A 20,625-nucleotide genomic window follows, 5' to 3' on the forward strand; every position below is an offset into this window, starting at 1 on the left:
ATAGCTAACCACGCGCATGCCGGCCTCTGCCGACCATGCGTTGAAACGAAACGGTGTGCCGTCGCCCGGAAGCGGCAGCTAGAACGTGCTGCGGCCCGGCGCCGCTTCTAGAAGTGTTCTCGTATAGGGATGCGTCGGCGCCTGCAGCACCTGGGCCGCACTGCCGCGCTCGACGATTTCACCCTTCTGCATCACCACGATCTCGTCGCTGATCTGGGCAGCAACGCGCAGGTCGTGGGTGATGAAGACGATGGCGAGCTGCAGCTTCTCCTGCAGCTCGCGAAGCAATTTCAGGACCTGTGCCTGCACGGAGACGTCGAGCGCCGAAACACTCTCGTCCGCGATCAGCACATCCGGCCGCATGGCAAGCGCCCGGGCAATGCCGATGCGCTGGCGCTGCCCGCCGGAAAAGGCCGATGGCTTGCGCCAATAGGCACTCTTCTGCAGACCGACGAGATCGAGCAGCTCTTCCGCCCGACGCCGCGCCTCCCCTGCTTCCATGCCGGCGAGCTGGGCGGAGCGTGCAATCATCGGCCCGACGCGACGGCGCGGATTGAGCGAGCCGAATGGATCCTGGAAAATCATCTGGATCGACCGCCGCCGGGCGCGCAACGGCGCCGGCGCAAGGCCGAGAAGATCGGCGCCCGCCACTTCCACCCGGCCGCTCTTCGGCTCGATCAGGCGGATCATCGCCTTGGCAAGGGTAGACTTGCCGCAGCCGGATTCACCGACGATGGAGACCACGCGGCCCGGCGACAGGCTGAGCTCCACATGTTTCAAAACCTGGACGCTGCCGTAGGAATGCTGCAAGTCGTGCACGGCAAGCACCGGCGCTTCACCCTGCGGAGGAGCCGGACGATCGTGCGGCTTCAGGCTCGGCACGGCGGCGATGAGCTCTTTGGTGTAGGGATGGTTCGGCGCTGTCAGCACCTGTCTTGCCTCGCCGATCTCGACGATCTCGCCGTAGCGCATGACGGCCACGCGGTCGGCAATATCGGCAACGACACCGAAGTCATGCGTAATGAAGAGAATGCCATGGTCGTGCATATTGCGAAGCTCGCGCACGAGCTTCAGCACCTGCGCCTGCGTCGTGACGTCGAGCGCAGTCGTTGGCTCATCCGCAATCAGCACACGCGGGTTCATGGCAAGCGCCATGGCGATGACGACACGCTGGCACTGGCCGCCGGAGAGTTCGTGCGGATAGGCCTGCAGGATGCGGTCCGGGTTCGGCAGATGCATGGATTCGATCAGCGCACGGGCACGCTTCTTCCGCTCTGCGGCATCGAAATCCGAATGCAGCTCGAAGACTTCCTCGATCTGCGCCGAAACCGTCATCGCCGGATTGAGCGAGGCGATCGGCTCCTGGAAGATCATGGCGATATCACTGCCCCTGACGGCGCGGAAAGCCCTCTCGGAGAGGCCGACGAGATCGGTATCGCCGAGCATCACTTTGCCGCCCGCAATCTTCAGCCCCTCCGGTACGGCCCCCATCAATGCGGCCGACAGAACCGACTTGCCGGACCCGGATTCCCCGACAACGCAGAGAATTTCACGCGGCCTGAGATCGAAGCTCGCCGCCTTGACGGCATAGGGCCTGTCGGCGCCTTTCGGCAGCGCGACGCTCAAATTTTCGACCCGAAGGATCGGTTGGTTTTCGTTGCTGCTCATGCACGCCTCCCCTGCGCTTCCGAGACTTCCCGCAATCCGTCCGCCAATAGGCTCAAGCCCAGCATCAGCGACGAGATCGCAAGGCATGGAAAGATGACGAGATGCGGGAAGGCGATCGCCATGGCGCGGCCTTCGTTGACCATCGTACCCCAATCCGGCGTCGGTGGCGGCAGGCCGAGGCCAAGGAAGCCGAGCGTGCCGATTGTAATCGCCGTGTAGCCGAGGCGCAGGCAGAAATCGACTGCGAGCGGGCCGCTGGCATTGGGCAGGATATCGAAGAGCATGATGCGCCAGGTGCTTTCGCCCTGCGTCACCGCAGACGCCACGAAATCGCGGCTCGACACATCGATGGTAATGCCGCGCACGATGCGGAAGATCGCGGGCGCGCTGCCGAAGGTGACCGCAAGCACGATGTTGAAGGGCGAGGAGCCGACCACGACGATGATGACGATGTAGAGCACCAGCACCGGAAAGGAGAGCACCACATTGGCGATATAGGACAGGACCGCATCGATCCAGCCGCGCCAGTAGCCGGCGATAAGACCGAGCGCCACGCCGACCACATAGGCAGTCACGGTCGCAAGCGTCGAGAACACCACGACAGTGCGTGCGCCATAGATCAGGCGTGAGAGGATATCGCGGCCGAGCTTGTCGGTGCCGAGCCAGAATACGCCGCCTGTCGGAGCGGCAGTACCGGGCTTTGCCAGTGGCAACAGCGTGCGGATCGGATCGAAGGGCGCAAGGATTGGCGCAAAGATCGCCACCAGCAGCCAGCCAATCGTCAGGAATCCGCCGATCAGCACGACCGGATTGGTGAGATAGGGTGTTACAGCTTTCCGCATGCCGCCCTCACTTCCGTCCCTTGGCTGCATCGAGCAGCGAGACACGCGGATTGAGCCAGCCATAGGCGAGGTCGGAGAGGATCTGCGTCGCGACGACGACGACGACGCTCACCATCGCGCAGGCTTCGACCAGGCGGATATCGCTATTGAGCGCGGCGTCATAGAGAAGCGTGCCGAAGCCCTTATAGGCATAGAAAACCTCCACGACGATGACGCCCGAGAGCAGCCAGGGAAACTGCAGCATGATGACGGTAACCGGCGTGATCAGCGCATTACGCAGCGCATGGCGCCAGACGATACGCGCCGTGCTGGCGCCCTTCAGTCGCGCCGTGCGGACGTAATGCGTGCCCATGACTTCGATCATCGAGGCGCGGGTGACGCGCGCCAGGTAACCGGTGGAATAGAAGGCGAGCACCAGCACGGGCAGAATGATCTGCTGCAGCGAGAAACCTGATAGCATGGTGCTGGCACCTGGCAGCCAGTGCAGCCAGAAGACGAAGACGGCCGAGAAGAAGACGGCGGAGGCGAAATCCGGGATCGAGGTCGTGGCGATCGCAATGAAAGAGACGATACGATCGAGAACCGAACCCTGACGCATGCCGGCAACGATGCCCGCAAACAGGCCGACGGGCACGATCACCAGCAGCGCACCGCCGGCAAGAATGCCGGAAGCCGCAAGTCGGTCCGGGATAAGCTGCGCAACCGGCGCACGGTAATAGGTGGACATGCCCCAGTCGCCGGTCACGAAGGACCAGAGCCAGCGGCCGTAGCGAATGATGAAGGGGGCATCGTAACCGTTGGCAGTCAGCCACTGGGCGCGCTGAGCTGGCGTCGAGAACTGGCCGAGGACCTTGACGGCGACATCGCCGACATTGACCTCCAGTGCCAGGTAAACGAGCAGCGACACGGTGAACATCACCGCGAGTGCGCTTGCCAGTTTACGAAGAATGAAACGGAAAACGGTCACGAACCACCTCTTTGCCGGGTCGGGGCCGCCGCGATGAGCGGCCCCGCCGAAGATCAAGCCTTGGCGAGCCAGACGCCGTCCATGCGGAAGTAATCCGCCGGATGGAGCACGAAACCGTGGACGGTGGTGGCTGCGGCGCTGAAGCGGTTCGGCCAGTAGGGTTGAATGATGACCCCGGAATCCTGCAGGATCTGCTCGACATCCTTCATGGCTTCGGGACGCTTGGCCGGATCGACGACGGCGAGAGCCTTGTCGAGCGCGGCGTCGAATTCCTTGCTGGCGAAATGGCTCTCGTTCCAGGCACCACCGGAGCGATAGGCAAGATCGAGCGTCATCGCACCGAGCGGACGGTGCGCCCAGTATGTCAGACCGAAGGGAACCTTGTCCCAGATCGGCCAATATTGCGAGGCCGGCAGAACATTGAGCTTGAGCCGGATGCCGGCTTCGGCAAGGTTCTGCTGCAGCACCTGCGCAGTGTCCTGCTCCCAGGTGCCCTGCGTGTTACCAAGCGTCAGCTCAATATCCAGGCCGTCCTTGTGGCCAGCTTCTGCAAGCAGGGCCTTGGCCTTCTCGACATCGCGGGTAACCGCCGGCAGCGCGAAGTAATCGGGCTGAACCGGCGAGACGTGGAAGTTGGCGCCCACTTCGCCCTCGCCACGATAGGCGACGTCGAGCATCTGCTTGTTGTCGGCGGCAAGCTGCACGGCCTTGCGGACGCGAACATCGTCGAACGGCTTCTGATCGGACTGCATGCGCATGACGAGCGTATGTGCCGCCTTGCCGGTCAGGATCTGGATGTTCGGCAGCGACTTCATGAGATCGTATTCGGCGATCGTCGCGCGGTAGATGATATCGATCTGACCGCTCGAAAGCGCTGCGAGATGCGTGGTGATATCGGTGCCGAGGTCGATGTACTGGATGCCATCGAGATGAACAGGCGTGCCCCAGTAATCCGCGCGCTTGGAGAACACGGCCTGACGGCCGACTTCATAACTTTCCAGCTTGAAGGGACCGGTACCAACAGGATTGGCCGGCCAGTTGGCGCCGCCCTTGACGAAATCGCGGTGCAACATCGGGCAGGTGTAGGAGTAGAGCTGTTCGGGCAGCGAGGAAACCGCGCGCGACAGCGTGATGCGGACCGCATGGTCGCCGGTCTTTTCCACCTTCTCGACGGCCGAGAAAGCGGTCTTGTTGGAAGACTGCGAGTCCGGAGCGATCCAGCGCTGAATATTGAAGATCACGTCTTCGGGCGTGAAGGCATCGCCATTCGACCACTTGGCGCGCTCGTCCAGCTCGAAATCCCAGGTCTTGAGATCGGCAGACGGCGTCCAGCTCTTGGCGAGATAGGGATGGGTGACGTTGTCGGCATCGACAAAGGTCAGGAATTCGAGGCTGTTGCGATAGAGGTTCGAAGCCTCGATCCAGCTCGTCATCATTGGATCGGTCAGTTCCTGGATCTGGCAGCCGAAACGCAGCGTACCGCCATCAGTAGGCGTTTCCTGCGCAAGAGCCGGCTTGCTGTCACCGAGGAAGGCGCTGGCGGAGGCCGCCGTCACACCGAGCCAGGCGACGGCACGCAGGAAACCGCGGCGATCGATCTTGCCGGCACGGACCTGTTCGCACAGTTCCGGCACGGAGGGATGCAGCGGGTTGCCGCTGTTGGTTTTCAATTCAGTCATGATCTGCCTCCTCCTTGAATGGCAGTATGGTCGCTATCAGACACCCTCTGTGCCAGACACGATGCGCAGGGCGGGCTTTTCACCGTCGTTCACCATACGATTGCTAAAGCGGCTGATGATCCAGGATCGAAACCCTGCAATCAGAGGATCCACCAGCCCTTCCGCATCGGTCTTCAGGTAATAGCCGAAGCCTTCGTAATAGTGTGCGGTGACCGGCGCAACCAAGCGGCCGCTTTCTATTTCCTCCCGAAACAGCGCCGGGTCCGCCAGTACCAGGCCCTGCCCAGACAAGGCGTACTGAACCCCGAGGCTGGCGCTGTCGAATGTCACGCCGCGCGCCACGGAAACCCCGCCGAGACCGTTCTGCACAAGGAAGCGCTGCCAGGTGAGGTAGGGCTCCATGTCGACGATCTTGATGTGGATGATCTCGTTTGCTCCAATGAAGGCCGCAAGGTCCGAAACCGCTCCCTGCATCAGATCGGCCGGCACCAGATCAGGATGGCACAGGATCGTCGGCCGCTCCTCCCAGAGCAGGTCGGTGACCCATTCATCGACGGCCGGCCGCGTATAGACGACCGCCACGTCGAATTCGCTGTCCGGCACCCCGTAGGGCGTCGAAACCTCCAGAAGCACTTCCGGGAAACTGCGCCGGAAATCCGTCAACAGCGGCACGGTAAGCTTCATCGCAAAGCTCGGCGGCAGGTTGATGCGCAGCTTGCGCTGGCGCTGTTCCTCCGGCGCGCAGACTTCCTTCAGCGCCTGCTCTATACGGTCGAAACCCTTGCCGATACCGGCCGCGAGCGAGCGTCCGTCATCCGTCAGCGTTGTGGCCTTGTGCCCGCGTTCGAAAAGCTTGCGCCCGATGCTCTCTTCCAGACCGATGACATGCCGCGAAAGCGCGCTCTGCGAAATATTGAGCGCTGCGGCCGCCGCCGTGAAGCTGCCGTGATGCGCAACAGCCTCGAAGGCCCGGAGCGCGTTCAGCGGCAACCGGCGGCGATCGACCGCCGGCTCCTTCTTCGTCTGTGGAGAGCGATCCTCCGTCATTATCCCGCAAGCCCGCCGAACAGGACGTATTTGCTCTCGAGATATTCATCGAGCCCTTCGCTGGCACCTTCACGGCCAAGGCCAGACTGCTTGACGCCGCCGAATGGCGCAACTTCCGTCGAGATCACACCCTCGTTGATGCCAACCATGCCCGCTTCCAGCGCTTCGGCGACACGCCATGCGCGGCCGAGATTCTGGGTGAAGAAATAGGCCGAGAGGCCGGTTTCCGTATCATTGGCGAGGGCGATCGCCTCTTCCTCACCCTTGAAGCGGAAGAGACCAGCGACCGGGCCGAAGGTCTCTTCGGTCGCAAGCGCCATATCCTTCGTCATGCCGGTGAGCACGGTCGGCGCGTAGAACAGGCCGCCGCGCTCGTGCTGCTTGCCGCCTGTCAGCACCTTGGCGCCCTTTTCGACGGCGTCGGTCACATGCCGCTCGACCTTCATCAGCGCCGGCGCATTGATGAGCGGACCCTGAGCCACGCCATCCTCGACGCCGGGCGCGACCTTCATGGCCGCGACGGCCTTGGCAAGCGCCTCGGCGTAGCGGTCATAAATGCCGTCCTCGACGAGGATACGGTTCGCGCAGACGCAGGTCTGTCCCGTATTGCGGAATTTGGAGGCGATCGTGCCGCGCACCGCCTGATCGATATCGGCATCGTCGAAGACGATCAGCGGCGCATTCCCGCCGAGTTCAAGGCTGATGCGCTTCACCGTATCGGCGCTCTGGCGCATGAGCAGCTTGCCGGTCGCCGTCGATCCCGTGAACGAGAACTTGCGCACGACGGGGCTCTTCATCCAGACGACGACGACATCGGCCGGCGACTTCGTCGTCACCACGCTGACCACACCAGCGGGAACGCCGGCCTGTTCGCCGAGACGGGCAAGCGCCAGAGCCGAAAGCGGCGTATCTTCCGCCGGCTTGATGATGATGGTGCAGCCGGCAGCAAGTGCGGGACCGACCTTGCGGGTAATCATCGCCAGAGGGAAGTTCCATGGCGTTACAGCCGCGACGACACCGACAGGCTCCTTCATCACGACGATGCGCGCATCGACCTTGTGCGACGGCACGACGCCACCATGCGAGCGGCGGCCTTCCTCGGCAAACCAGGTGAGGAAACCGGCCGCATAGGCGACCTCGCCACGCGCTTCAGCGAGCGGCTTGCCCTGCTCAGCCGTCAACAATCGGGCGAGGTCTTCCTGATTGGCAAGCATCAGATCCGCCCAGCGTCGCAGCACGGCAGAACGCTCCGAAGCGAGCGTCTTGCGCCAGGTCTTGAAGGCCTTCGCTGCGGCGTCGATCGCCTGCTGCGCTTCCGCCGCACCGCAATCCGGCACGGTCGCAAGCTCGCTGCCATCGGCGGGATTGAGCACGGCAAAGCGCTTGCTGTCAGCAGCACTTCCCCAGCCTCCACCGATCAGCGCATTGTCTTCGACAAGCTTCATATCAGGCGACCTTCGGCGTGAAGAAAGGATTGCCGACCGTTGCCACGCCTTCGGCAAGCTCGGCACGCGACGGCCAGCCCTTCAGCAAAGCGCGCTTGGCGGCAAGATGCGTTGCAGCCTTGTTATTATGATATACCTCTTCGGCGTCGTTGGCCGAAGGATTGACCCAGACGGCGGCAATCGCGACCCAGTCATCTTCAGCTTCCGCCGGCAGCGAACCATCGAGCAGCGCTGCAGTAATACCGGCGGCGACACCGGCCTGCGCCGGACCCCAGGTCATCAGCTCATGCGACGAACCCGATTCCATCACCGCCTTGGCGATGAAGAGCGTCACCGGCTTTGCCGGCAGGTTTGGCTTCAGCACTGCCTGGAACGGCAGGTGGCCAGGACCGGGACTCGCTGCCGCCCCGGCGAGCGCGCCGGAAATCGGGCCGTTCTTCGGGCCGATGTAGAGATTGATATGGGCAGCGTTCGGGCCGGAACCCTCGAAGCCTTCACCAATATAAAGCATTGAAATCTCCAGTAGCGATGCGAGTCGAACCCATTATGCCTTCGAAAGGGCGCGGGGGCGACGGACCGGGTTATAGTCATTGATCATGTCGCGCGGGCGGTAGGGCTCTTCCAGGAAGGCACGCTCTTCGCCCGTCAGCTCGATCGCAGCCGCTTCGATGGCAGCAGTGACATGCTCGGGGCTCTCCGTGCCGACGATTGGAACCGTGCTGTTGCCGGAACCGATGACCCAGGCTTGGGCGATCTGGCTGGCCGTCTTGTCGCGCTTGGCAGCGATCTCGTTGACGCGCTTGGCGATCTCCTGGTCGATCTCATCGCCGAACCAGTCGAGATAGAGGTCATGGGCGATGCGCGGCGCCGAGCCGCCGCCGGCGAGATAACCGCGGGCGAGCGGCGAAAAGGTCGTGACCGCAATGCCCTCATCCTGACAGTAAGGCATCATCTCGCGCTCTTCCTCCCGGTAGAGCAGCGAATACTGGCACTGCATGTTGACGAACCGCGTCCAGCCATTCTTGTCGGCGACATGGTTCATCTTGGCGAACTGCCAGGAATACATGGTGGAAGCGCCGATGTAGCGTACCTTGCCCGACTTCACGATGTCATGCAGAGCGTTCATCGTTTCTTCGATGGGTGTTTCCGGATCGAAGGCGTGGATGACGTAAAGGTCGACATAGTCGGTGCCCATCTGCTTCAGCGATTTGTCGATGGAGGCCATCAGATGCTTGCGCGACAGGCCCTTGTCGTTCGGATCGTCGCTCATCGGATAGAAGGCCTTGGTGGCGAGCACCAGCTTTTCGCGTTCCGTCAGCGACAGCAGTGTGCGGGCCACGACCTGCTCGTTGACGCCGGTCGAATACCAGTCCGCCATGTCGAAGAAATTGATACCGACATCGAGCGCCTTCTTCAGGATTGGCACCGATTTTTCTTCGTCCAACACCCAACCCTTCCACTTGGATGTCCCGATACCCATGGTACCAAGGCAAAGCGACGAAACCTTCAGGCCGGTCTGGCCAAAGCGCACATATTCCACAGCAATGTCCTAAAAGTGTTTCTCCCTCCTAAGACTATGCCGTGGCGACACTATTGTGACAAATAGGTTTATTCGATGCGGCTATCTCAAAATGAGATGGCGCCATCAACCGCCCGCAGGGGCCTGTGCCGCAGGCTTTTCCCTTGCGGACCTGATGTCCAGCAGCACCGCGACGAGCCCGTAAACCGCAGCAAGTATCCACAGCGTAAGGAACGGTTCCCTGACCGCCTGAAGCGGAGCGCCGAGCTGCGACACCTCGACGATGCCGTTGATGGCACTTGTGCTTGGCAGCAGAACGGTCAGCGCCCGCAACGGCTCGGGTATGGCTTCGCTCGGCCATGAAAAACCGGCAAGGAACATGAAAGGCAACCCGAGCGTGGCGCAGACGAGCTGAACGACGAGCGGCTTGCGGAACAGGGAGGCAATCACCATCCCGAGCGTGGCAACTGCCAGAACGAACGGCAGGCAGAAAGCAAAGATCGTCAGCAAACCACCCAACCGCGGAATGCCGTAAAGGTAAGGCAGCACGATCAGATAGAATGGCAATACAATCGCCTCGATAACGAGATAGGCAAGCAGCCTGCCGCCGACGCGGGCAAAGGGGCCGGCCGCCGAGGCGGCAGGATCCCGCGCCGCCGCATCATTGCCGATCGTCCCAAGCAGGCCAACGCCGATCAGCAGCGTTTGCTGCAGGATCAGAACAAAGGCTGCAGGCAGGATATAGGTCGCATAGCCGCCCTGCGGATTGAACAGTGCGACCGTCGTCAAAGGCATGGGATCGGGGGCAGCTGCCGCCAATACCGGGTCGATATTGGCCGCAATCAGCCGCGCCGTCTCGATTTCCGCGCCCATGGTCCTCGCAACGGCCACGACGGCGCCGGAAATGCGCTGATAGATCAGGAAATAGCTGGCGTCCCCATAAAGCGCGACCGGCGATTGCCGCCCATGCAGCAGATCACGTTCGAAATATTGCGGGATGACCAGAATGCCGTAAAGCTGGCGTCCTTGCACCGCCCGCTCGGCACTGACCTGATCCGGCAGAATCGCGGCCACTGCGACATCGCTCGACGCATCGATACGGCGCACCAGCTCACGGCTGCTCGTCGTATCGTCGAGATCGACGACGGCGATCGGCACGTCGCGCAGCGCCTCGTTTGCATAGGGCTGTGGGTAATAGAGGGCATAGATTAGTGGCCCGAAGACCAGTACCGCGAGTGCCGGGCGCAGAGTGAGGATGCGGATCAGCTCGATGCGGAAGATCGCCAGCAAGGCCCTCATGGCGTGACCTCCCTCAGCCGCTGCGCCACCTGTCGCTGCCGGCGAATGCGGAACAGTTCCAGCCGCAGCGCCGTCACGATCGCCAGCACCAGAACGAATATGCCGAGCACCATCAAGGGCTTCAGCGACAGATCGACCGGCGTGCCTCGGATCGTCTGATCGATCCTAGCCGTCAGATACCAGGTGCCAGGAATGAGCTCGCCCCACCAGTAGGAGAAGTCGTTCATCGCCAACCGCGGAAAGCCGATGCCCATATAACCGAAGGATGGTGCGAACATCAGCGTGCCGATGCTGATGGCGCTTGCGACCGGCCGCAGGAAAAGCGCCAACAGCACACCGATGAACTGGTTCGCGAGAATGAAGAGCAATCCGGCCACGACGAGGATCCAACGCTCGCCCCTGAGCGGCATGTCGAGCACGCCGAAAAGAATGGCGTCTGAAAGACCGAGAACCACAAGGAAGATCAGTGTGTAGGGTAGCATCTTGCCAGCCATTGCCGGCCACAGACCGCCGCCAAGCCGCCGCAGAATGACGAGACGGTGCGTTGTTTCGGCATCCATACCAACCGTGTAAGCCATGGTGGTAACGATCACCACTTGCAGCAAGGCGGGCATCAGCGCTGCGAGCAGAAAATGCGCATAGTTGAGCGTCGGATTGAAAAGCGGATTGACCTGCACGGGGATCGGCGAAAGATCGGCCTGCGCAATATCGACCGGCTGCCCCTGCGCCGTGCGCAGCGACAGGCGGATGCCGGCGGCCACAGTCGGCACGGCAGCACTGACGCCCCTGAGCGTAAGATTACCTGTTGTCAGCGTCTGCGTATTGTAAAAGAACACCACCTCGGGACGCCGGCCGGCGAAAACATCGCGCTCCAGATTGCGTGGCAGCATCAGTAGTCCGTGAACCTTGCCGGACAGGATCAGCGCACGGCCTTCCGTGAGGTCGCTGACATTGACTGCGACAGCGGTATCCGGCGTCGCATCGACTGCGCGAATAATCGTTCGCGAAAGATCGCTGCCGTCGAGATCGAGCACGGCGATCGGCAGCCGTGTCGCCAGTCCCGCGCTGAAGACGATGGCAAGTACGCCCATCAAGAGCAGCGGCAAGAGCGTCGTCAGGAAAAGCAGAAACGGCCGGCGATAGAACCAGTCGAACTCCCGCCGGAACACCAGGAGGAAGCCGGGACGAAGCCCGCCGGGCGGCTTCATCTCAACGCCCCGCCGGCGGCCAGGAGGCGATGACGCTCATGCCTGGCCGAAGCCCCTCGACGGGATTGACCGGAACGGCGCGTACCTCGAAGGTGCGCAGGTCGAAATCGCCGGTCGCGCGTGTCGCGCGCCAGGTCGCATATTGGCCCTGCGCGTTGATCATCGTCACCTTGACCGGGATTGGACTGCCGGCAAGCGCCGGAACGGTGACGTCAAAACCGTCGCCGACCTTGAGTCCCTTCAGCAGGTCCTCACGAAGATTGAACGTGAACCAGGGATTCTGCAGGTCGATAATCGAAAACAGCGGCGAACCGGCGCTGAAATTTTCGCCGAGCTCGGCGACGCGCGTCGTCACCTGACCGGAGATCGGCGCATGGATGACCAGTTCTGAAACGTCCACTTGCCGCTGGTTGAGGGACGCACGTGCCTGCTCCACCTGAGCGGCGGCAAGCGCCTTTTCTTCCTTACTGGAACCGGCCGTCGCAAGCCGTGCATTGGCGGCTGCGGATTCCTGCTTGCGGATCGCGGCCTCCAGGTTACGGGCAGTCTGATCGACCTGCGCCTGCGTCGAAGCGCCTGTCGTGATCAACCGCGCCTGACGGGCGGACTCTTCCTGATAAAGCGTGACATCGGCGCTTGCTGCGGCAAGCTCGGCATTGGCCGCATCGATAGTTTCGGGACGCGTGCTGTTGACACGAGTGAGGTCGGCCTCTGAAACGCCGACTGCCGCTTCAGCCAAATGCAGCGCCGCCGTCAATTGCGGGCTTTCCAGTTCGGCAATAACGGTGCCCTTCTCGACATTGTCACCGACATCGGCGTCGAGTTTGAGAATACGGCCAGCGACGCGCGGGCTGATATCGACGCGATTGGCGGAAACCTCGCCCTGCACCACCAGCGGCGGTGGTCGCGTCGCAAACCACAGGAGAACACCAAGAACGACGAGGGCTACAATTCCCACAACTGCCCGAACCATTCCTGCTACCTTCATCGGTGCCCCCGTTCAGATGGAGTGTTCCGGCTGAACTGTGTCTCAGGATTATCCCTCTGGCAATATGACAAGCGTGCTGCGACTCCTTGCACGCCGTAAAGTCGTGATCGTGTCCGAGGAATTTTTACGGTTCTGCTTGCCATCTGCAGCGTCATTATTGCGATAGCGGAAGTCGTCGGAACAAATTTCAATGCCATTCACCAGAGAAACCGACCTGCCGCTTCGTATGGCCGGACCAAAACCTAAGTATAGTTATGTCTCAGGACGCTTGGATTTAACTTGTACTCGTAGCTCGGAACCGACCTGACCATTCACGGTTCCAAGCTGGTGGCACCGCCCCTTGCCACCTCTAGGGCAGGCGTCCCCCTCCGCCGAAGCCCTGCGGATCCTCCCATCCGCCAGAGACCGTCCCGCCGCCCGGGGCGGTCTTTCCTTTTCAAGCGTAGAGACAATTCGGCCCATGCTTCCAACACTTTGGTATAGTTTTGCGCCGATAAACACGCCATTAAGGTAAACGCGCACTAGCCGGTATGGGTAGAAGACCGGAACCAACAGCGAGGGGGTATGGGATCATTCATTGTATCGAAACTCATCAACCGGCGAGGAACGCTCTCGCATGAGATCACGCTCGGCCTGATCGCACTGGTGCTCAGCGCCACCGTGTTCTACGTCGATGCCTTTACCGAGATCGAAAGCGCCATCGCCGTCCTCTATGTTATCGTGCTGCTGCTATCGGCAGAAATGCTGACGAGGATAGGCACCACCCTCCTCACAGTTGTCTGCGCCGCCCTTACTCTTTTCGCCTATTTCTATTCTCACGGCCTCGGAGAAAATGTCCCGGCCCAGTTGCGGTTAGCGGTTTCTCTCGCCGCCATCACCATCACCTGCGCCCTTATCCTCAGGAACGAAACCGCGCGTGCCGGCCTCATCGAAGCCAACTTGCATCTTCGCGACAGCGAAACCCGCTATCGCTACATCTTCGAGCACAGCCGTATCGCACTCTGGGAACGCGATTATTCCGCAGTGCGAGCCTTCCTGATGTCTTTGAAGGCGGAAGGTGTGAGTGACCTCAAAGACTACTACCGAACAAACCCCAGCGTCATCGCCACCTGCACAGGCCTCATCCGCACCATCGCCTCCAACGACGCAGCAATGGAACTGCTCGGCCATGTGGCCGGCGGCCTGCCCTCGCACACGATGCGCCACTACATCGCCCCTGATGACGATACCTTCCTGGACCTGATGAATGCCATCTTTTGCGGCGAACGGCATTTCGAGGGCAAGGGCAACCTGATTGCGGAGAATGGCGAGACCAGGCTTGTCATCATGAGCATGAGCTTTCCGGAAGATCCCGCCGCCTTCAATCGCGTGGTCGTCGGCATGGTGGATATCACCCAGCGGGAAATGATGCAGAAAGCCATTCGCGAGGCTCAGGATGAGCTTGCCCGCGCCTCGCGCGCCGCGACCGTCGGCACACTTTCCGCCTCGCTCGCCCACGAGCTCAACCAGCCGCTCGGCGCTATCGTCGTCAACGCCCAGACGCTCCTCAGATGGCTGAACCGCGAGCCGCCGGATCTCGCGGCCGTGCGCCGTTCGGCCGAGCGCATCATTCGCGACAGCCAGCGGGCGAGCGAAATCATCCACAATACCCGCTCCATGCTGACGCAGGGCGATCGCACGCCCGAGCAGGTCGATCTCGAAACGCTGATCGAGGAAACACGCGCCCTGATGGAGCACGACTTCCAGCGCGACATGGTCGATTTCGATGTGACCCCACCCGAACAGCCGATCACAGTCAAGGCGATCCGTATCGAGCTGCAGCAGGTGCTCATCAACCTCGTCACCAATGCCGTGCAGGCCATGCGCGAAACGGCAATCGATCGGCGCAAGATTCTGATCTCGCTCGCCAGGAAGGATGATATATTCGTCAGCCTCTCCGTCAGGGATTTCGGCCCCGGTATCAGCGAGGAGGCCATGGCGAAGCTCTTCACCCCCTTCTTCACGACCAAGCCCTCCGGAATGGGCATGGGGCTCTCCATCTGCCGCAGCACGCTGGAGGCCAGAGGCGGCCAGCTGATCGCCGGCAATCATCCTGAAGGGGGCGCCATCTTCGAAATGATCATACCGATTGAGGACGACCATGACCGACACTAGCGCCGCATCGAAGGCAGCCTCGCAATCCGCATCACCGATAGTCTATGTCGTCGATGATGACGAATCCATCCGCGAGTCGCTTGTCGATCTTTTCCGGTCGATCCAGATGGATGCGGTCTCCTTCGCGACCACGACTGCCTTTCTCGATACCGCCGACCTGCGACGGCCGGGCTGCATTCTCCTCGATGTGCGCCTGCCAGGTCTAAGCGGGCTGGATTTCCAACTTCATCTCGAACGGATCGGCAGCAGGATGCCGATCGTCTTCATGACCGGCTTCGGCGATATTCCGATGAGCGTGCGCGCCATGAAGGCCGGCGCTGTCGACTTCCTCACCAAGCCCTTCCGAGACCAGGATATTCTCGATGCCGTCGGCATCGCGATCGAAAAGGATATGGCCCGCCGGCGGGAAATGGCGGCAAGCGATGCCGTCGCCTCGCTGGTCGATACACTGACGCCCCGCGAGCGGGAGGTGATGGCGGCCGTCGTCAAGGGGCTGATGAACAAGCAGATCGCCTATGACCTCGGCATCAGCGAAATCACCGTGAAGCTGCATCGTGGCAATGTCATGCGCAAAATGCAGGTCCGCTCGGTGGCCGATCTGGTGCGCAAGGCCGAAATGCTGGAAGGGAGATAGTGAAACCTAGACCCTTGTATGGTACCGCGACACGGCCCCGATCCTCATAATATAGCCTAACGTAATGTAAGAATAAGCAAGGCTACCAATCTCGTGTCACATACATCCACAATCGCTGTCGTCGATGACGACCAGGCTATCCGGGAGGCGCTTGACGATCTGATCCAGTCCTGCGGCTACCAGAGCAAGCTTTTCGCTTCGGCGGAAGAGTTCCTGGCCTTTGACGACAGGGCGACGATTGACTGCATGCTGGTCGACGTCAAGATGCCCGGACTGAGCGGCATCGAACTGCAGCAAATCCTCAACGGCGAACCTGAAAAGCCGCCGATGATCTTCATGACATCCTATCGCGACGAGAGAACCCGTACGGCCGCCATGGAAGGCGGTGCGCTGGCCTTTCTGGGCAAGCCGGTCGAATTCGATTCCCTCATCAACTATCTGGAAATAGCTTTGAAGCCGTAAGGCCCCACTGCGTCGGGTTCCCGGGTGTTGCTTCCGCCATCAGATCAGTTCGAATTATACACCTATGTATAATTTAAGATGGAAACAATAAAGACTATAGTTAATCTCGTATCTTCCAGTAAAATGGATAGAAAAAACGAGGTGAACGCCATGATAAAGCTCAAGCGCCCGATATTTGTCAGCGTCGGGAAGAACATTCTGATGGATGTGATCTTCTCTAACATCGTAACCGGTGCGAATTACAAGTTTCACTGTGCGCTGCTGCGCCTGGAACCGGAAAATCCGATCTACGAATATCAGCCGGTCCGCATTGCCACGCATCGCCGCCCGGACGAAATCAGCCGGACGCATTTCTGATCCTCCCCCTTCTGGCGCTGGCCGATTTCCTCCCGGCCGGTCAGTGCATTTGCCGGCAGACGATCCATGACCCTCAAGAATACGGTAAAATCCCCCTGGCAGGGGGATGCAGCCAGCGCCTCTGTACAGGCCGATCCCAAGACAAGTTTCTCTACTGCCCTCCAGGAAGTCATGCAGGTGCATGGCTTTCGTTTCTTCCTCGCCTCCAGCTTTCCGCAAGCTGATAAGCTCGGCTTTCGCGCCAACATCATCGCCAGCAACTGGCCACAGGAACTGATCGACCGCTACGATGCTTCAGATCTCTTTTGGCGCAGCCGGCTGATCGATGGTTTGAAGAAGACCATCATGCCGATCTATTCCGGCATCGGCATCTTCGCCCAGCCTGCCAGCGTAAGCAGCTCGGAAGAACTCTCCCGTCGTTTCGAGGATCTCGGCCTTCACAACACCGTCAGCTTCACGCTGCATGACGCCATTCTCAGGCACTATGTCATCATGTTCTCCGGCCTGCGCAGCCCGCTCGACGAGCAGGAATGCGCGCGCATGGTCTTTGCCGTATTGAAGGCGCTGGACAGCTACAGCCTTGCGACCGAGCCGCCGCTTGCCGATTACGAGCGCCTGACCGTTCGCGAGATCGAATGCCTGCGCTGGTCAGCCTCCGGCAAGAGCAGCGAGGAGATCGCCATCATCCTGCATATCTCCTCCCATACGGTGAACGGTTATCTGAAGGCGGCGATGCGCAAGCTCGATGCCGTCAACCGCATGCAGGCCGTGGCGAGGGCCTATCGTTTCCGTCTCATCTGAAGGTCTGCAGGCTCTAAAACTCTTCTGGTTTCAGGCCGTCCAAACCTATCCCGCGTGGCCGCTGACGAGATATCTGCGAAATTTCCGCTGAGATCATCGTCAAATAAATGCGACAACTCCCGTCAATTCACGCGCGAAGCGCCTCAACCTACGCATGCAGGACAAATATCAGCACTATTGTTCCCGTTGTCGACAGAACATGCTAAGTTACTAGCGGGAGGGACATTTCTCAGGAGTTCTCTTGTCCGCCGAATACACGTCAGCCGATATGGCCCACGCCTCCGGCAATCTGCCGCATATCGACTCGCGCCAGCGCGCCGAGGCGGTTGCCGCCCGTCTCGTCACTGAACAACACGACCGGCCGTCGCTGGTTTCCACCATCGCCCGCGAAGTGGCAGCCGAGATCATCGAAGACATTCGCAAACCGGGCGATGACCTGAACTCCGTCGAACTTGCACGGCGCTACAAGACCAGCCGGACGCCGATCCGCGAAGCCCTGATGCTTCTGGAAAGGGAAGGACTCGTCGAAATCCCGCCGCGCCGTCGCCCACGTGTCGCTAGCCTCTCGATCAAGGAGATCCGCGATATCTACCGCGTCCGCGCCAATCTGCTGGAACTGATTGCCGGCGACATTGCGCGGGACGTGTCGCTTGACGATATCCGCACCCTCCAGCCGATCATGCAGGTCATGGAAAACGCGAGCAAGGCCGGCGATGTGAACGTCTATTTCTGGGCAAATGTCGACTTTCACGAACGCAATACCGAACTCGCCGGCAATCGCACGGTCAAGAAGATCATCGATTCCCTGCTTCTCAGAACCCTTCGTTTGCGCCGTATCGGCCTATCCCAGCCCGGCCGCCTGCAGAAATCCTATGAGGATCACGAACGGTTGTGCCGCGCCTACGAGGATCGCGATCCGACGCTCGCGGCCGCGCTCATCCGCTCCAACCATATCACCGGCCTTTCGGTGCTGGAAAACATCTATTCATAGGACGGGACGTCAGAGAAAGATGACATGACAGGCATTACCGACCTCTCAGTTCTTCTCGCGACGATGGAGCCGGAATTGGTGGCGGGCGAATTCGTCTATTGCACCGTTCCGGCCTCGCAACTGGAAGACTATCTCCATCTTCGCCCGCTCGCTGTCTTTCACGAAACGGAAGGCCTGACGCTCATTCTGCCCCGGGATACGGCAAACAAAGCCGGCCTGCAGGCAAGCGCACCCCTGCGGCAGATCACGCTGAAAGTACATTCATCGCTTGAAGCCGTAGGCCTGACCGCCGCCTTCTCCCACGCGTTAACGGAAGCCGGCATCAGCGCCAATGTGGTCGCGGCCTATTACCACGACCACATTTTCGTGCCTGCCGTCGATACCGAACGGGCCGTCGAAGCGCTGCGGCAGCTTTCAGCGGCTAGCCGGAGCTAAAGCAATTCCAGCAAAAGTGTGCAACGGTTTTGCGTTCAGAATTGCGTGAAAACAAAAAAATCAGGCCGGCGGCGCGTCGAGCGCGTGCAGAATGCCGCGCAGTTCGGCAAGGCCGCGAAGACGGCCGATTGCGGGATAGCCGGGCGTGACATTCTTCTGCAGGTCATCGAGCATCCGATGGCCATGATCCGAGCGGAAGACGATCGACTGGTCGGCGCTGCGGCGGCGATCCTCGGCAACCAACTCCTTCAGCACGGCAACCATGTTCACGTCACCTTCGAGATGCGCGCTTTCATGGAAAGTGCGGCCATCCCCCTCACGGGTCGTGGCACGAAGATGTGCAAAATAGATGCGCGAGGCGAAACGCCGCGCAATCGCCGGCAGGTCGTTGTCGGCGCGCACGCCGAGGCTGCCGGTGCAATAACACATGCCGTTGGCGGCTGCCGGCACGGCATCGAAAAGCGCTGCATAATCCTCTGCCGTCGAAGCGATGCGCGGCAGGCCGAAGAGCGAGCGCGGCGGATCGTCGGGATGCAGCGTCAGCTTCACCCCGCGCGCTTCTGCAACCGGCACGACGGCCTCGAGGAATTCGACGAGATGCTGGCGAAGCTTCTTCGCATCGATGCCCTGATAGGCAACAAGCTTTTCGCGGAAGGCCGGAATGGTCAGCGGCTCGGTCGTCGAACCGGGCAGAGCCGACGTGATGATGTGGGTGATTTCGGCAATCTCCGCTTCCGTCATGCTTTCATAGACGGCCTTGGCCCGGGCCCTGTCCTCTTCAGAATATTGGTCGGCAGCGCCCGGACGCTCCAGCACGAACAACTCGAAGGCGGCAAAGCGCTCATGATCGAAGCGCATGGCGGTAGCGCCGGTCGGCGTCACGTAATCGAGATCGGTGCGCGTCCAGTCGACAACGGGCATGAAGTTGTAGCACACGATCGGAATACCGCAGGCGGCGACCGCCTCGAGACTGGCGATCCAGGCTTCGATCTCGGCCTTGGCCTGCCCGCCCTTGCGCTTGACGGCATCGGGGATCGGGATGCTTTCGACGACGCTCCAGGTCAGTTGCGAGCGGCCGGCCGGCGTCGTTTCAATCAGCGACTGGCGCTCGCGCACTTCCGCCTCGGTCCAGGCGCGGCCGATCGGCACCCGATGTAGCGACGAAACGATGTTCGTTGCACCCGTCTGGCGCACCTCGTCCAGCGTGACCGGTGCCTCCGGCCCGAACCATCTCCAACCTTGCCGCATCTCGTCTTTCTCTCCTTGGTATCCTGTGTTTTGTCGTTCCGCCGTCAGCAGAAATAGTCGGGGAACTGCGAGCGCAGCTCCGCCACGTCGGGTATAACGGCGCTTAAGTGATGAATCATCGCCTCGCGCGCCGCCGCGATATCATGCGCAGCAATGGCGTCGCGGATCACCATATGCTCGCGCACGACATTGTCCATGCGCCCGAGTACCGGCAGCGTCAGACGCCGTGCCCGGTCGATCTGCACCTTCACTGTCTTCAGAATCGTCCAGATGCCGGGATAGCCGGCAATCTGTGCAATCGCCTCGTGGAAGGCCTCGTCTTCTTCGTGAAAGCTCGAAGCATTGCCGAGTGCGGCATGCGTCTTCTGCCGGGCGATGATCGCATCCAGCCGCGCGATATCGGTCTCCGTCGCAATACCAGCGGCCATCTCGACCGTCGTCCCCTCAAGCGCCTTGCGCACAATGACCGCTTCCGGAATGGCCGAGACCGGCACTCGCGAAACCACCGTGCCCGATTGCGGGTAGATATCGACGAGACCGCCCTCCGAGAGCCTCAGCAGCGCCTCGCGCACCGGCGTTCGGCTCACACCAAAATCCTCGGCAATGCGCTTTTCCTGCAGCGACGTGCCCGGCGGGATCCTGAGGGAGACGATATCGGCATGCAGCCGCTCATGGATCGCGGCAGCCGTCGTCACGCGACGGATCTTTCCGCCGGCGTCGCGCGGCGCCGGAAAGGCGAGGATTTCAGGGTCGTAAGCCTGCCGCATGCATGGTCTCGGGACGTTGACACTTTCGTGCATACTAGTATATCAATTGAATTCTGTTGCCAAGACATGCTGCGGAGGAGAACAGCGGCATGGCATTGCACCTGGAGGAAAAGC

At 61.0% G+C, this 20,625-nt stretch carries 20 protein-coding genes; 7 read left to right on the plus strand and 13 right to left on the minus strand.

Going from position 1 to position 20,625, the window contains the following annotated elements; translation table 11 throughout:
• Positions 1-78: 78 nt before the first annotated feature.
• The 11 genes from AB8B33_RS17770 to AB8B33_RS17820 all read right to left on the minus strand — a co-directional run bounded on the left by AB8B33_RS17770 (position 79) and on the right by AB8B33_RS17820 (position 12,662).
• Positions 79-1,668 carry a dipeptide ABC transporter ATP-binding protein gene (locus AB8B33_RS17770; RefSeq protein ID WP_439016367.1) on the minus strand — a complete coding sequence of 530 codons (1,590 nt, stop codon included), beginning with the start codon at positions 1,666-1,668 and terminating at the stop codon, positions 79-81.
• Positions 1,665-2,510, minus strand: a complete 846-nt coding sequence (locus tag AB8B33_RS17775) for an ABC transporter permease (protein ID WP_439016368.1) — start codon at positions 2,508-2,510, stop codon at positions 1,665-1,667. The genes AB8B33_RS17770 and AB8B33_RS17775 overlap by 4 nt, the downstream gene beginning before the upstream one ends.
• 7 nt (positions 2,511-2,517) lie before the next feature.
• Positions 2,518-3,477, minus strand: a complete 960-nt coding sequence (locus AB8B33_RS17780; protein ID WP_439016369.1) for an ABC transporter permease — start codon at positions 3,475-3,477, stop codon at positions 2,518-2,520.
• A 53-nt stretch (positions 3,478-3,530) separates the two neighbouring features.
• Positions 3,531-5,156 (minus strand): ABC transporter substrate-binding protein, encoded by a 1,626-nt coding sequence (locus AB8B33_RS17785; protein WP_439016370.1) that lies wholly within the window; start codon positions 5,154-5,156, stop codon positions 3,531-3,533.
• Positions 5,157-5,192: 36 nt separating this feature from the next.
• Positions 5,193-6,203, minus strand: coding sequence for a LysR family transcriptional regulator (locus AB8B33_RS17790; RefSeq protein ID WP_113319529.1), 1,011 nt, complete (start codon positions 6,201-6,203; stop codon positions 5,193-5,195).
• A complete protein-coding gene (locus tag AB8B33_RS17795) occupies positions 6,203-7,648 on the minus strand; it encodes an NAD-dependent succinate-semialdehyde dehydrogenase (RefSeq protein ID WP_113319528.1) in 1,446 nt (481 codons plus the stop codon). The genes AB8B33_RS17790 and AB8B33_RS17795 overlap by 1 nt, the downstream gene beginning before the upstream one ends.
• 1 nt (position 7,649) lies before the next feature.
• Positions 7,650-8,159 (minus strand): formaldehyde-activating enzyme, encoded by a 510-nt coding sequence (gene fae / locus AB8B33_RS17800; RefSeq protein WP_113319527.1) that lies wholly within the window; start codon positions 8,157-8,159, stop codon positions 7,650-7,652.
• Positions 8,160-8,192: 33 nt separating this feature from the next.
• Positions 8,193-9,188, minus strand: coding sequence for an aldo/keto reductase (locus AB8B33_RS17805; protein WP_113319526.1), 996 nt, complete (start codon positions 9,186-9,188; stop codon positions 8,193-8,195).
• 105 nt (positions 9,189-9,293) lie between these two features.
• On the minus strand, positions 9,294-10,466 hold the full coding sequence (locus AB8B33_RS17810; RefSeq protein WP_439016371.1) for an ABC transporter permease: 1,173 nt from the start codon (positions 10,464-10,466) through the stop codon (positions 9,294-9,296).
• Complete coding sequence (locus AB8B33_RS17815; protein WP_439016372.1) at positions 10,463-11,674, minus strand: ABC transporter permease; 1,212 nt, start codon at positions 11,672-11,674, stop codon at positions 10,463-10,465. Before AB8B33_RS17815 ends, AB8B33_RS17810 begins: the two co-directional genes overlap by 4 nt.
• 1 nt (position 11,675) lies before the next feature.
• Positions 11,676-12,662, minus strand: a complete 987-nt coding sequence (locus AB8B33_RS17820) for an HlyD family secretion protein (RefSeq protein ID WP_439016373.1) — start codon at positions 12,660-12,662, stop codon at positions 11,676-11,678.
• 564 nt (positions 12,663-13,226) lie between these two features.
• On the opposite strand from AB8B33_RS17820, the gene AB8B33_RS17825 reads away from it, so the two are divergent.
• The 7 genes from AB8B33_RS17825 to AB8B33_RS17855 all read left to right on the plus strand — a co-directional run bounded on the left by AB8B33_RS17825 (position 13,227) and on the right by AB8B33_RS17855 (position 18,496).
• A complete protein-coding gene (locus AB8B33_RS17825) occupies positions 13,227-14,816 on the plus strand; it encodes an ATP-binding protein (protein ID WP_439016374.1) in 1,590 nt (529 codons plus the stop codon).
• A complete protein-coding gene (locus AB8B33_RS17830; RefSeq protein ID WP_113319521.1) occupies positions 14,803-15,450 on the plus strand; it encodes a response regulator transcription factor in 648 nt (215 codons plus the stop codon). The genes AB8B33_RS17825 and AB8B33_RS17830 overlap by 14 nt, the downstream gene beginning before the upstream one ends.
• A gap of 93 nt (positions 15,451-15,543) precedes the next feature.
• Complete coding sequence (locus AB8B33_RS17835; RefSeq protein WP_113319520.1) at positions 15,544-15,912, plus strand: response regulator transcription factor; 369 nt, start codon at positions 15,544-15,546, stop codon at positions 15,910-15,912.
• Between the two features lie 150 nt (positions 15,913-16,062).
• Entirely contained in the window at positions 16,063-16,269 is a 207-nt protein-coding gene (locus AB8B33_RS17840; RefSeq protein WP_007820832.1) for a hypothetical protein, read from the plus strand.
• Positions 16,270-16,335: 66 nt separating this feature from the next.
• Complete coding sequence (locus tag AB8B33_RS17845) at positions 16,336-17,070, plus strand: helix-turn-helix transcriptional regulator (RefSeq protein ID WP_439016375.1); 735 nt, start codon at positions 16,336-16,338, stop codon at positions 17,068-17,070.
• A gap of 241 nt (positions 17,071-17,311) precedes the next feature.
• On the plus strand, positions 17,312-18,061 hold the full coding sequence (locus tag AB8B33_RS17850) for a GntR family transcriptional regulator (protein WP_439016376.1): 750 nt from the start codon (positions 17,312-17,314) through the stop codon (positions 18,059-18,061).
• Between the two features lie 24 nt (positions 18,062-18,085).
• A complete protein-coding gene (locus tag AB8B33_RS17855) occupies positions 18,086-18,496 on the plus strand; it encodes an ACT domain-containing protein (protein ID WP_113319517.1) in 411 nt (136 codons plus the stop codon).
• Between the two features lie 60 nt (positions 18,497-18,556).
• On the opposite strand, the gene uxuA is transcribed toward AB8B33_RS17855, so the two are convergent.
• Positions 18,557-19,744, minus strand: coding sequence for a mannonate dehydratase (uxuA, locus tag AB8B33_RS17860; RefSeq protein WP_439016377.1), 1,188 nt, complete (start codon positions 19,742-19,744; stop codon positions 18,557-18,559).
• Positions 19,745-19,788: 44 nt separating this feature from the next.
• A complete protein-coding gene (locus AB8B33_RS17865) occupies positions 19,789-20,511 on the minus strand; it encodes a GntR family transcriptional regulator (protein ID WP_439016378.1) in 723 nt (240 codons plus the stop codon).
• Positions 20,512-20,625: the final 114 nt, after the last annotated feature.

This window comes from Rhizobium sp. 768_B6_N1_8, assembly GCF_051811225.1.
In the GTDB taxonomy this organism is placed as follows: Bacteria; Pseudomonadota; Alphaproteobacteria; order Rhizobiales; family Rhizobiaceae; genus Rhizobium.